The 12,956-nt window shown below is 41.5% G+C and carries 13 protein-coding genes and 3 pseudogenes; 14 read left to right on the top strand and 2 right to left on the bottom strand.

Translation table 11 applies throughout. The annotated features are described in order from the left end of the window. Positions 1-214 precede the first annotated feature (214 nt). Both RTV33_RS13735 and RTV33_RS13730 read left to right on the top strand, forming a co-directional pair. Positions 215-1,639, top strand: a complete 1,425-nt coding sequence (locus tag RTV33_RS13735; protein WP_312645139.1) for a PLP-dependent aminotransferase family protein — start codon at positions 215-217, stop codon at positions 1,637-1,639. A 105-nt stretch (positions 1,640-1,744) separates the two neighbouring features. Beyond that, on the top strand, positions 1,745-2,218 hold the full coding sequence (locus tag RTV33_RS13730) for a pyridoxamine 5'-phosphate oxidase family protein (protein WP_312645138.1): 474 nt from the start codon (positions 1,745-1,747) through the stop codon (positions 2,216-2,218). A 226-nt stretch (positions 2,219-2,444) separates the two neighbouring features. Here the strand turns inward: RTV33_RS13730 and RTV33_RS13725 are convergent, their stop codons facing one another. Next, a complete protein-coding gene (locus RTV33_RS13725) occupies positions 2,445-3,140 on the bottom strand; it encodes an MBL fold metallo-hydrolase (protein WP_312645137.1) in 696 nt (231 codons plus the stop codon). Between the two features lie 343 nt (positions 3,141-3,483). On the opposite strand from RTV33_RS13725, the gene RTV33_RS13720 reads away from it, so the two are divergent. The 11 genes and pseudogenes from RTV33_RS13720 to RTV33_RS13670 all read left to right on the top strand — a co-directional run bounded on the left by RTV33_RS13720 (position 3,484) and on the right by RTV33_RS13670 (position 12,201). Then, positions 3,484-4,377, top strand: a complete 894-nt coding sequence (locus RTV33_RS13720; protein ID WP_312645136.1) for a YafY family protein — start codon at positions 3,484-3,486, stop codon at positions 4,375-4,377. Positions 4,378-4,443: 66 nt separating this feature from the next. Further along, complete coding sequence (locus RTV33_RS13715; RefSeq protein WP_312645135.1) at positions 4,444-4,884, top strand: GyrI-like domain-containing protein; 441 nt, start codon at positions 4,444-4,446, stop codon at positions 4,882-4,884. A gap of 76 nt (positions 4,885-4,960) precedes the next feature. Next, positions 4,961-5,248 carry a TfoX/Sxy family protein gene (locus RTV33_RS13710; RefSeq protein WP_312645134.1) on the top strand — a complete coding sequence of 96 codons (288 nt, stop codon included), beginning with the start codon at positions 4,961-4,963 and terminating at the stop codon, positions 5,246-5,248. Positions 5,249-5,251: 3 nt separating this feature from the next. Next, positions 5,252-5,671, top strand: a complete 420-nt coding sequence (locus RTV33_RS13705; RefSeq protein WP_312645133.1) for a pyridoxamine 5'-phosphate oxidase family protein — start codon at positions 5,252-5,254, stop codon at positions 5,669-5,671. 322 nt (positions 5,672-5,993) lie between these two features. Further along, a complete protein-coding gene (locus tag RTV33_RS13700; RefSeq protein ID WP_312645132.1) occupies positions 5,994-7,679 on the top strand; it encodes a hypothetical protein in 1,686 nt (561 codons plus the stop codon). Then, on the top strand, positions 7,676-8,734 hold the full coding sequence (locus RTV33_RS13695; protein ID WP_312645131.1) for a DEAD/DEAH box helicase family protein: 1,059 nt from the start codon (positions 7,676-7,678) through the stop codon (positions 8,732-8,734). The genes RTV33_RS13700 and RTV33_RS13695 overlap by 4 nt, the downstream gene beginning before the upstream one ends. Then, positions 8,653-9,135 (top strand): annotated as a pseudogene (locus RTV33_RS13690) (hypothetical protein); the annotation flags it as partial. The gene RTV33_RS13695 and the pseudogene RTV33_RS13690, both read left to right, overlap by 82 nt. Before the next feature lie 133 nt (positions 9,136-9,268). Further along, positions 9,269-9,616, top strand: a complete 348-nt coding sequence (locus RTV33_RS13685) for a hypothetical protein (protein WP_018213991.1) — start codon at positions 9,269-9,271, stop codon at positions 9,614-9,616. Positions 9,617-9,730: 114 nt separating this feature from the next. After that, positions 9,731-11,097, top strand: a pseudogene (locus RTV33_RS13680) (VirB4 family type IV secretion system protein). After that, positions 11,097-11,552 (top strand): hypothetical protein, encoded by a 456-nt coding sequence (locus RTV33_RS13675; RefSeq protein WP_312645130.1) that lies wholly within the window; start codon positions 11,097-11,099, stop codon positions 11,550-11,552. The pseudogene RTV33_RS13680 and the gene RTV33_RS13675 overlap by 1 nt, the downstream one beginning before the upstream one ends. Positions 11,553-11,595: 43 nt before the next feature. Beyond that, the gene (locus RTV33_RS13670; protein ID WP_312645129.1) at positions 11,596-12,201 is read left to right on the top strand and encodes a DUF3991 and toprim domain-containing protein; all 606 of its coding nucleotides are present in this window, start codon (positions 11,596-11,598) and stop codon (positions 12,199-12,201) included. Between the two features lie 34 nt (positions 12,202-12,235). Here the strand turns inward: RTV33_RS13670 and RTV33_RS13665 are convergent, their stop codons facing one another. Continuing rightward, entirely contained in the window at positions 12,236-12,412 is a 177-nt protein-coding gene (locus RTV33_RS13665) for a hypothetical protein (RefSeq protein ID WP_312645128.1), read from the bottom strand. A gap of 142 nt (positions 12,413-12,554) precedes the next feature. On the opposite strand from RTV33_RS13665, the pseudogene RTV33_RS13660 reads away from it, so the two are divergent. Then, positions 12,555-12,956 (top strand): annotated as a pseudogene (locus RTV33_RS13660) (hypothetical protein); the annotation flags it as partial.

Here is a 12,956-nt window from a genome sequence, read left to right as displayed (position 1 = left end):
TGCGTCTACAATATTACGCCCTAAATACCTAAGCAAAGCAAGAGGCAGCCTGTAGTAAAAAATAGTATTTTCACAATATTCTACCCTACCTCATACAATACGGCCCTAATTTTATATACAATATACACGCAAAGTGGTACGCTGTATATATCAGATTATTAAATTCTATAGGATACAGTTTTCACCTTTATAATATAATTTGGATAATCAGTGAATGGAGAAAGTGAAAATGCTACATGTCGATCATAAAAGCCAACAACCAATTTATCAGCAGATTTATGAACAAATAAAACGTGATATTCTTATGGGAAATTTACCTATCGGTATGCGAATAACATCTACGAGGGCATTAGCAAAAGAATTGCAAATTGGACGAAATACAGTCGAAAATGCCTATGCCCAATTAGTATTGGAAGGGTATCTTACAAACGTGGCAAGCTCTGGCTATGTGGTTAACAACCTGCAATTTAACCTTAACCAGAAAACAGGGGAAAAAACCACCACGAATAAAGAAACGGCTGTTACTTCCAATCGTAGAATTGAACCTGTTCGGTATAATTTTCAATATGGAAACCTTGATGCTGCAAGCTTTCCTAATAAGCTCTGGAGAAAGTATTTGACTGATATATTGGATAGCGGCGAAACTCAAGATGTTCACAGTTACGGCGACGTGAAAGGTGACATTGAGTTGCGGATTCAACTGAAAGAATACTTGTATCGTAACCGCGGTGTCAATTGTAAACCGGAACAGATCGTGATATGTAGTGGTACACAATCCGCTCTTGAAATCATGATAAAGATATTTCCTTATACGAAAAAACAAGTCGCCATGGAGGAACCATGCTATAATGGCGCCAGCGTTATTTTTCGCAGTAATGGATTTGAAATTTTACCGATACCTGTTTATGAGGATGGGATTGGAATAAACGAACTTTCCTCATCATCCGCAAGAATGGTTCATATTGCGCCATCCCATCAGTTTCCAATGGGCGTTGTTATGCCGATTCATAAGCGAATCAAACTATTGAACTGGGCGCAAGAACATGACAGTATTATCATTGAAGATGACTATGATAGCGAATTCCGTTATCATGGGCGGCCAATTCCTGCACTTCAATCTATTGATGAACATGAACGTGTAATTTACGTTGGCACATTCTCCAAGGCTCTTTCTCCCGGACTTCGTATGGCATATATCATATTGCCGAAATGGTTACTGCCGAAATATCAAGAAAGATTTATTGGACACCAATGTACTGTTCCGTTAATAGAACAGAAAATTATGGCCCGATTTATGGCGGATGGATATTGGGAAAAGCATATACGGAAAATTTGTCTATCCCAAAAGAAGAAACATGATATTCTGATTAATGCAATCAAAGACAATATTGGGGATAAGGTGCGAATTCACGGACACCAAGCTGGATTGCATATTCTTCTGGAATTTTTGAATGGGCAGAAGGAAGAGGAACTTGTCCAAAAAGCACTTGAACATAAAGTGAAAGTATGTCCTGTAACCCCCTTTTGGCTAAATAAGCAGAATTATAAGAAGAATTTTCTTGTTTTGGGATATGGCATGATGGCAGAGGAAGATATACCTGAAGCTGTAAAGGCTTTATCTCAAGCATGGTTTAGCTAGATAAGCTGTATCCTATAAAATTATCAAAACCGGCTCTTATCAAGGAGACGGTTTTGTAGTATAGTGAAATGAAAACTAAAGGTATAAATAGGAGGCTGTAATATTATGCAACATCGAATGAAAACGCACCGTCTTACTGAACAACAAATGAATCAACTACTTGAGCGAGTACAAACTGGAATTTTTGCGACTCTTAACTCTGATGGCACACCATATATCACCCCAATGCACTTTGTTTATTATAATAATGCAATTTTTGCACATGGGTTGCCAAAGGGTAAAAAACTTGACAATATTGCCCATGACTCACGAATAGGATTTTCTGTTTATGAAATGGATAAGTTACTTCTCGATCCTGATGGAAATCCATGTGATACAAATACAAAATATGAAAGTGTCATTATTTCCGGTACTGCCAAACTTGTTGATGATATTGATGAAAAAGGAAATATACTGAAAAAAATCGTGGAAAAATACACACCTCATTTAGCAAGTAAGGAACTCCCAATTAATATGGTTAAAGGTACGGCAGTAATACAAATTGATATAACAGAAATGACCGGAAAATACTATTCGTAGCAACCAGATACCACAGCTGATGCGATCCAAACTATCATCTTTATGCAGGATTGACTGGACTATATTGGGTCTATAACGAACTGAGAGCCGTTGCATCTTTATTATGATGCAACGGCTCTATTTCGAGATTAGTCAAATTCTATTGGGCAGGATCAAGAAGTGTGTACAGGGGTAAATGCTCATTATCTCACTGCTAAACTGGATTTGTGAGTTATCAGTCTATCAATCAGCCCATATAAACCACACCACCATGATAGCAATAATAGGTTCTTGCTGACAAAGCGATAAGCCTATCAAGCGATTTCTGAGCATCTGCTAAATTAAGTGCAAATTGAGGGTTTGCGACAGCCAGTTGTCCATGCTCTACAACGGCTGCATCCCCTGTAACAACGGCTCGCATTTTCGGAAAATACAGTGAAATATGCCCAGGTGTGTGCCCGTATGTACGCACGACTTCACATCCTCCATTCCAAGGCATCCATTGACCTGGCGTGATAATGATGTCTACCGGAACTGATTTTACTGCTAGTAGCCTATCGTAAAATCGTCTTCCCCATTCCTGCTGTTCCAATGGCAATGTTTTTTGGAGTTCTTCCGCCTGCTCAAGCCTTAAAGACTTTTTTTCTCCTGAAATATATGGAGCTTCCTCAGCACTAGCCATCACTTGTATTTGTGGATATTTTTCCACTAACTCGCTCAAAGCACCCATATGGTCATTATCATGATGTGTGATGAGAACCTTTGTCAAAATATCCGGCTGCAGGCCACACTTTAGCATTGAATGCTCAATCTTAGGTAAGAATCCGGGGTAACCGCAGTCTATCAAAATAACTTCATCTTCATTGAGCAAAATGGTAGGGGAAATGGTTTGTTCCGATTCCCCGTATCGAAAAGTAACATCCAATGAAATAATTTTTTCCATCTCAAATTTCCTCCGCTAAATTCTTGTTTATCTACGTATTATATAAATTCGCTCTACAAGCGTTATTTCCATCAACTACCGTTTTGCAAAAAATTTGCGCGGTAGTATTTTTTTAATTTTACCATAGCAAAGAGTTTGCTTCAACTTCCAAAATATGAACAATAAAAAGGAGCTGAACAATATGAAAACTAAAATCCGCTCACCTTCCTTATGCAAGGATTGACTGGTCTGTGCTTGGGTTGTAGTGAAATACGGCACAGGATAGACTTTGTGTAATCCTGTGCCGTTAATATGTCTTGCTTATGTCATATTATGTTCGTATAATGGATATAGGGGTGACAATATGCAGATCAACAGACTATTCGAAATGATATATCTATTGTTAAATAAAGAAAGCATCACTGCCGGGGAGCTTGCGCAACATTTTGAGGTGTCACCACGCACGATTTATCGTGATGTGGAGCTGCTATCCTCCGCTGGTATTCCAATTTATATGACCAAAGGCAAAGGTGGCGGTATTTCGTTGCTCTCTGACTTTGTGCTTAATAAAGCCGTGCTTACAGATAGCGAGAAATCAGATATACTCTCTGCGCTGCACGCTGTGGAGGCAGTCAGCTTAGAGCAAGCCAACAGCGCAGTGCAAAAGCTATCCTCGCTGTTTGGAAACACAAATACCGATTGGGTTGAAGTCGATTTCTCAGGGTGGGCAAATGCCGATGAGGAAGCTGGGCTGTTCAGTACACTAAAAGCCGCCATTATAGGAAAGAAAAGAGTAGCGTTTCAATATCATAGCAGCGAGGGGAGTATGCGACGCACCGTAGAGCCAATGAAGCTCTGCTTTAAGGGGCAGAGCTGGTATCTTTATGCCTATTGCACAGTGCGTAGGGATTATCGTTTTTTTAAGTTGCGGCGCATGAAGGAGTTGGAGCTATTAAGCGAACACTTTGAATGTCCAACTCTTGCAAAGATATTTGATGGCGAAACTGCGTTTCAAGATGATTTCGTAACCATTACGCTAAAACTGTCAATGGAAATGGCTTATCGGGTATACGATGAGTTTTCGCAATATGAGGTCCTTTCGGACGGTAGCTTTCTTGCCAAGCTCACCATGCCCAGGGGCGATTGGGTCTATCATTACCTTGCGACCTTTGGCGAACATTGTGAGATTTTAGAGCCGAATGATATTCGTTTGCAAGTGAGGGACAAACTGCAAAAAACGCTGGCACAATATTTTTAATATGACACGCTGTTGTCATCCTATCTTTGCTATGATAATACTATCAAAGATAAGGAGGTTCATAAAATGAATTACGAAGTTGTGAATTTAGAGGCAAAAATCGTTGTCGGGGTAAGCACAATTACAGGAAACAGCGACCCTGAAATGGGGAAAATCATTGGTAGCCTTTGGGAAAAACTATATCAAGGCGGCATCAATTCTGATATCAAGAACAAAGTAAACAGGTACGCCATTGGGCTTTATTCCGATTATACGGCTGACCAATACTGCGTTACGGCAGGCAACGAGGTTTCTAAGGCAGAAAATGCTGACTTAACCATAAAAACAATTCCTGCCGGTAAATACGCAAAATTCTCGGTGCATGGGCAAATGGAAAAAGCTGTTGCAGATGCATGGGGAGAAATTTGGCAGATGGATTTAGACAGAAGCTTTACCGGCGATTTTGAAGAATATCTAAATTGTAATTTTGAAAACTGCGATATTGATATTTACGTTGCCTTGAACTAATGGAGAAGCAATATCGCTAATAGGAGGAAGTAAAATAGCCTCTTCTCAAGATTATGTAGAATATGTCTGCGATCAGATGCGTGGTGCAGGCACAATTTTCTACAAAAAGATGTTTGGCGAGTATATGATCTACTGCGAAGGAAAAGCACTGGGGTTGATTTGTGATAATCAGGTGTTTATCAAGCCCACATCTGCCGGAGATAAGCAGTTGCAGGACGCACAGCGCTTGCCTCCACACAATGGAGCAAAACCACATATCGTGTTAGAGGATCTTGACAACAAAGAGTTTTTGGTTTGGTTTATTTCATCTACTTGTGAGGAACTACCACTGCCAAAGCCTAAGAAGAAAAAGGAGCAGAGATAACAAATGGATTATAAAATAGAATTTGAGCGCATGATGGAGGCGCAAACAGCGATTGCGCTGGCAACGGCGACGGACGGCATTCCCAATGTCCGCGTAGTCAACTTTTATTATGAAGCCGAGCTGAAAACATTGTATTTTTCCAGCTTTGCCGATAACCAAAAGGTTGCGGAGCTTGAAAAAAATCTCCACGTTGCATTTACAACGATTACGACAAATGGAGAAGAACACGTTCGGGTCAAGAATGGTATTGTTAGAAAAAGTTCTATTTCGGTTGAAGCAATCAAGGAAAAGTTTCTGACCAAGATGCCGGAATACATTATGAGTATCCCTGATGTACTTCCTGCGCTTATCCTGTTCGAAATTACCTTTGACCATGCGGATGTGGTGATAGATTTTGAACACATGGAAACCATTGCAGTATAATTCAAACAGCCCTGCTGAAAACAAATCAGCAGGGTTTGTTTTTTTAGAATAAAAAGGTCACAGCCCTTACGCAAGTATTGACTGGCAGATACCTGGGATGTAGGAAAATTAATATTGGAGGCAGTATGAACTTTTTTGAACAAAATTTAAAGAAATGCACCGAAATCTATGACAACGCAAAGTTTGTCGGCCGCTCTGCATATATCCCTTTGGGTGAAAACAACAGGCTTATCAATTAGTCGGAATTGACTGCACGCCCAGCAGCCAAAGTGTCGAGTTTTCTAATACCGAAACGGTCGCTTTGGGGAAAGCCATTGGCAGCGTGGATGAAAATGTAATAAAAAAAGCGCAGATCCGCCGCACGATTGAGGCACATCTGGATAAAGAGCTCAGGTACACCGCTAAGGGTATCAAGGTGTTATCCTTGTTCTTTATTGATGAGGTTAAGAAGTACCGCACCACTGATGGAGAAAAAGGCATCTATGCGCAGATGTTTGAGCAGTGCTATCAGGAACTTTTGAACCTGCCTAAATATGCAGAGCTGAAAAATCAGTTCCCCGCCAATGTGACAGCGGTTCACAACGGTTATTTTTCACAGGATAAAAAAGGCACCTTCAAAGATACAAGGGGCGATACCATTGCTGACAATGATACCTACAACACCATTATGAAAGAGAAGGAATGGTTGCTCAGCTTTGATTGTCCCCTCCGCTTTATTTGGTCGCATTCAGCTCTCAAAGAGGGTTGGGATAACCCCAATGTCTTTCAGGTATGCACGCTGATTGAGCAAAAATCCACCTTTACCTGCCGCCAAAAGGTAGGCCGTGGTCTGCGCCTTTGTGTTAATCAAAACGGCGAACGTATAGAGGATAAAAATATCAATGTCCTGCACGTTATGGCAAACGAGAGCTTTGCGGAGTTCGCAGAAACCTTGCAGCGTGAAATTGAATCGGAAACCGGCGTGAAGTTTGGTGTTTTGCAGCTTAGTCTTTTCAGCGGCATGACCTATGAAGAAAAAATGGTACAGGAAAAAACGGTGGATGCACAGGATGCAAAGCTTGTGGTGGATTACATGATCAGCCATGGATATCTGACCGAAGATGGCAAACCTACTGAATCGGCCAAGGCTGCAGTCGTGGAACAGACCGCCCCGCTTCCTCCCCAAATGGAAACAGCAAAGGAAAGTATTGCACTGGCAATACAGACAGGTGCAGCGGTCAAGGCAGACGATATCATTGGACAAGCCTATACTGAAACCATTATAGTAGAAAAAACGGTGAGCTACGAAGAAGCCGCCGAGCTAATGGAACACTTTGAGAAAAAAGACTACATCACAAAAAGCGGTAAAATCAAGGACACCATGAAAAACGCCCTGCTCAACGGCAACTTGGATTTGCCTAAAAAGTTTGAAGCGGCTCGCAGTCGCTTTGAAAACATCATCACCCGTGCCGACCAGCGTCCGCCTCTGAGGGATGCCTCTCGTGAGGTAACGGTTAGACTGAATAAGCAGGTGTTGATTTCGCCGGAGTTTCGTGGTCTGTGGGATAGAATCAAGCAGAAAACAGCTTACCGTGTGCAGATTGATACCGAAAAGCTGGTGGAGTGGAGTGTTAAGGACTTGCAGGCAATGCCGCCAATCCCAAAAGTTCGACTGATTACACAAACAGCGGATATCAATATTGAGAATGCAGGTGTAACCCACTTTGAGCGTGGGATGAGAGTAACCGATTTGGAAGCCACCTATGAAACACTGCCACACATCATCAGTATCATTAGTGAGGAAACGCTGATAAAGCGAGCGACTGTTCGCCGTATTCTTATGGAAAGCGGCAGATCCGCTGATTTTCTCCATAACCCACAGGCGTTTCTGGAACAGGCACTTACAATAATCCGCCGAAATCGTCATGAGCTTGCCATTGATGGAATTAAGTATGTCAAGCTGGATGGGCAAGAGTATTTCGCCATGTACAGCCAGTTTGAAATGGCAGCAAGGAGGCTTAAAAAATGATACCAAAGGACTTTCAACAGGCCACCGCTGACCGCATTTTAACTGTATTTCGTAGTGGGCAGAATAGAATTCTGCTCGCCGATGAGGTTGGTCTTGGGAAAACAATCATTGCCAGCGATGTGATACGGCAGGTGGCTGAATGGCATAAAAACGAGAAACAGGATGACCACTTTAAGGTGATTTATGTTTGTTCCAACATCAACATTGCTAATCAAAATGCACGAAAACTGGGGATTGCTGACTTGATGAACGTTTCTGAGAGCAGGCTTTCCATGCAGCACCTGAAAATCTATCAAAACAGAAACTCAAACCACAGCTATGAACAGCTGATTCCGTTGACACCAGCAACCTCTTTTTCCATGACCTCTGGGTGTGGCAATCAGGAGGAACGAGCCCTTATGTATGCACACATAAGGAGATTACCTGCATTTAAAGGCTTCCTTTCTCAGCTTTCTCGTTTTTTTGCATATGATGCAGAAAAATGGTGGGATCGTTATTATGTAGGGCATTATGAGAATCTTGTAACAGAGTGCGACAGTGCTGGCAGTAATTACATTGCTGAAATGAGCAAGGAATTAAACGAACGACTCACAGCTACTGATGGCCTCATTCAGTCAATTATAGATAATTGCATCTCAAAAGCTCCCTCAAGAAAGAAGGACTCCAGGCCACTGCTGAATGCACTGCGCAAGATATTTGCACAGATTAGCTTGGATAAGCTGGCCCCAGATTTAGTTATCATGGACGAGTTCCAGCGCTTTCGAGATTTGATTTCACCTTCTGATGACGAACAGGGCATGCTCAGCCGCCAGTTTCTCCAGAACACTGACACCAAGGTGCTTCTCTTGTCGGCGACACCCTATAAGCCTTACTCCACGCTGGAAGAAATTAATGCTGATGAGAGCACCGAGCATTATCGTGAGTTTATGGAGGTAATGCAGTTTCTTTTTTATGCGGAACACGATCAAAAGCAGTTGTGTATTTTATCATTCACCCCACCAATATCTCCGTCTTGTCCGAAAGCAGTGTCAGCAGCAGAATCTATGCACTCATGACAGTGCTAAAAGGCATCGCAGAAATTGAAATGCTTTGCTTAAACTCCAAAGAGAACTTCGATGACAACAAGAGCTTTCTGCAAAAGCGTTTGGAGGAAGAACCGAATCCAATTATCCGCAGTCTGCTCCAAAAAGACAGTCAAAACCTTGACCGAATGCAGGTACAGATGGCAACAGCAAGAGAATTTTTAATCATCATTCGCCTTAGAAATGAAAAAGAAAGCGATGTGTTTCCCTATCTATCACGCATTGAAAAGAGCCTAAAAGACCAAGGTTTTACAACAAGACGAGCAGACAATGCAGACATCAAAAGATTGCTCGCAGTCTATTTTGAGCAAAATGTGACTTCAGATAGGTACGAAGATTTTGACGGAGAGCGTTGGATAATTCAAGGTGAATAGTGGTTTTGATTGAAAGTTGCTCTAAAATACTATATAATGAAATGGAGTCAATAAAGATAATTTTTCTGAAAAGGAAGTTGTCTTAAAATAGGGAAAACCAATTATTTATATAATGTGCGAGGTGGTGCAATAAATGTTTAATGAAATTTGTATCTATGAGGCAAAGATTGAAAAGCAAGAGGAAATTGAGCAACTTATGAAAGAGGTTGCCGCCTTTTATATGGAGCAGGATGGTGTTATTGAAGTTAGATATATCAAACGCACCCACCGCCAAACAGATTTTAATGCCGTTAAAGAAGGGGCATTGCCTGTTCGCCTCACACGCAATGTAGGCAAAGTCACTTATGTTTTACATTGGACTGTTAGAGATGAAGAAACTCACGCAAGGGTGTCAAAGTTAGGGTTAGAGCATTTTTACAAGCGATGGAACAGATGCTTAACCACTATGCCAAAAATTATTTTGGGTGAAAACATTGTGTAAGGGTATGAGCAATACCTCCCTTAGCACTAAAAATCTCAACTAAATAAAATCTCAATTACCCTAAAGCAACTTCACTCGTGAGGTTGCTTTTTTCATTTTAGAACAGAGAAAGGAATGATGAAACCAATGAAAAAACAGCAAACAAAACCTGCCACCGATACTAAAATCAAAACCTATTTGGATATGATTGCCCCATCGATGGTGAAGTTTAACACAGACCACTATATCTGTGGCAACACTTTCCGCTGTGTCTATGCCCTGCGTGAATACCCCACAAGCACATCGGAAAGACCGATAGCCATGGTTTCTACCTTGGGCGAGATAAGTTCGGCTCGAATATTCTTGTGGATTTTGACAAGCGTGATGACGATAAAACAAATCCTTGTATTCTTATATTGGGCAACAGCGGTCAGGGAAAAAGCTATCTTTTAAAGCTAATTTTATGCAATATTTTAGAGAGTGGCAAGAGTGTAATTTGCCTTGATCCAGAGCATGAGTACCTTGACCTTGCCGAAAACTTGGGTGGTTGTTTCATTGATTTGATGAGTGGGCAGTACATGATTAACCCATTAGAACCAAAATCGTGGGATGACGGCAGCTCAGTACAGGACAAGGATGCACCAATGACATTCCGTCAGGCAACAAAGCTCAGTCAGCATATTTCATTTCTAAAAGATTTCTTTCGTTGCTACAAGGATTTTACCGACCGTCACATTGATGTAATTGAAATAATGTTGAGCCAACTTTATACCAAGTGGAACATCAGCGACAGCACCGTTTTTACAAGCATTGCACCGACAGACTACCCGATTTTATCCGACCTCTATGCTTATATTGAAGAAGAATATCGAGCCTATGATGGCAACAAGCATCAGCTCTATACAGCCGAATTGCTCCAAGAAATCCTCCTTGGATTGCACTCTATGTGCGTAGGAGCAGAAAGCAAGTTCTTCAATGGACACACCAACATAAGCTCAGAACGCTTCATTGTCTTTGGTGTAAAAGGATTGCTACAGGCAAGCAAAAATGTGAAAAATGCTCTGCTTTTCAATGTGCTTTCTTTTATGTCCGACAAGCTTCTCACCGAGGGCAACACCGCTGCCGCCATTGATGAGTTGTATTTATTCTTGACCAACACCACGGCAATTGAATATATCCGCAATTTTATGAAACGAGTGCGAAAGAAAGAGTCCTCTGTAATTCTGAGTAGTCAGAATTTGGAGGATTTTAATATTGAGGGAATCCGTGAGTTGACAAAGCCTTTGTTTTCTATTCCTACCCACCAATTCTTGTTTAACGCAGGAGCAGTTGATGCCAGATTTTATATGGATACCCTGCAGCTTGAAGAAAGCGAGTACAAGCTAATCCGTTTCCCTCAGCGTGGAGTATGCCTTTATAAATGTGGCAACGAGCGATATAACCTTGCTGTCCACGCACCCGGCTATAAGGAAAAACTGTTCGGAAAGGCGGGTGGCAGATAATGGCTGCCATATCCGGAACCCTCATTGCAAAGGCAGCTCTCACAGCATTAAGCAACAATAAACTGCGTAAAGGAATTGCGTGGACAATCGGTCTTATCCTATCTCCTGTGATTTTAATTGTTGTTTTAATCTGTGGATTGCTCTCCGGCACTGCGGGTCATAACAACACGGCAGTAGGCTTGTGCTTTGACGGTGGCGTGATTTCGGGCAATGTCCCCGAAGATTACAGAGGATACATTGAAGATATGCATGGCAGCTTTACACTATTAGACGGAACAATTGCCTCAGTGAATAGTGAAATGGAAGATGGAAATAGCCTCGACTCGGTAAGAGTTAAGGCTATTTTTTATTCTCTGTTTTTCGGCGCTGATAGTCCATCAAGAGTGGAGCATCGCAGATTTGTAGATTGGAAGAAGCTGTGGAGCAGTCTATCATCAAGCATCAGAAAAGCGTGAAGAACCGAAAAAGCCTTTTGAGCTGCCACTCGAAAACGAAGATATGCGGAGAACTTTTGCCTACCTTCTCAAGCACCGCTGTATCGACAGCGAGATACTTTTACAGTTTGCAAAAGAAAAGTTAATCTATGAGAGTCTTGAAAAATCCAAGGATGGAAAGCATGAGTATCACAATGCTATTTTTGTAGGCTATGATGAAAACGGTATTCCAAAACACGCACATAAGCGTGGAATATATTCCGAGGGCAAAAGCTACAAAGGCAACATTGACAGCAGCAATCCTTGTTATAGCTTCAACAGAAAAGGTACAAGTGACAGGCTTTATGTCTTTGAGGCACCGATCGACCTATTATCTTTTATCAGTCTTTACAAAAATACCGATTGGCAAAGGCACAGCTATGTGGCACTGTGTGGTCTATCGGAGCAATCCATGCTGAAACATCTTGATACAAATGAGAATCTGAAAACCGTTGTCCTTTGCCTTGACAATGACGATGCAGGGCAAAAGGCTGCCGATAAGTTTAAAAATCTTCTTGTTGAAAGAGAGATTGCAGTCACAAGGCTACTGCCGACCCTCAAGGACTTCAATGAGGATTTGCAAGCACTGGTGCGTGAGCCTAAACAGGAAATTGAACTGAAGATGGCGTAAAATTAGAGGGATAGCAAAATCACTTGCTATCCCTCTAATCCTCATCTGTTTTTGTTTTATAAATTATAACAGGCATCTGCTTTGTTTTTTTACCTACGGTTTTTCTTTGTAAGGCAAACACCATGTCGCTTGTGCGTTCAAAATATCCGATATCCTTTTTCCAACTGATACCACAGTTACAATGCTGAAGTCCAATAAATTGTTGTTTCATTTTCCTACCACAGTTCGGACAGATCTTGTTACTGTTTCCCAACTACACCACCTCAAGAAAAGTATACCATCAAAATCTATAAAAAGAAAGGAGTCCTCCCTTGAACGACCCTATTAGTATTTTAATTACCCTTGCATTTGCCATGTTTATCGTCATCGGCGGTCTTTCTATGATTGCCCACTTCTATACCCTCAACGGAATTAAATCCAAAACTGTTGGTGACGGACAGCATGGTGTGGCAAGGTTTCTCACTGGCAAGGAAATCAAAAAAGTGTACCAGCCCATAAAATACGATGTAAAGCATTGGCGAGAGGGCAAAAACCTCCCCACCGAGCAAGGCTTGGTGGTCGGCTCTGCCTCAAAGTCACTGGTGGATAGAATCAAAGGTATCATAACTGATTATCACAACAGCCAAGATAACACCAATATTGAAAATGAATTATGCGATTTGGAATACACCCTATACAGTGAACCTGACCAAAGTGATGAATACGATGATGACCTTGTAAGGCAACTCATCGACACCATTAGAGTCATGGAAAAT

The sequence above is a fragment of the Hydrogenoanaerobacterium sp. genome, assembly GCF_032017025.1.
Taxonomy (GTDB): Bacteria; Bacillota; Clostridia; order Oscillospirales; family Ruminococcaceae; genus Hydrogenoanaerobacterium.
The sequence above is the reverse complement of the archived record's forward strand: the minus strand, read 5'-3'. Positions and strand labels throughout refer to the sequence as shown.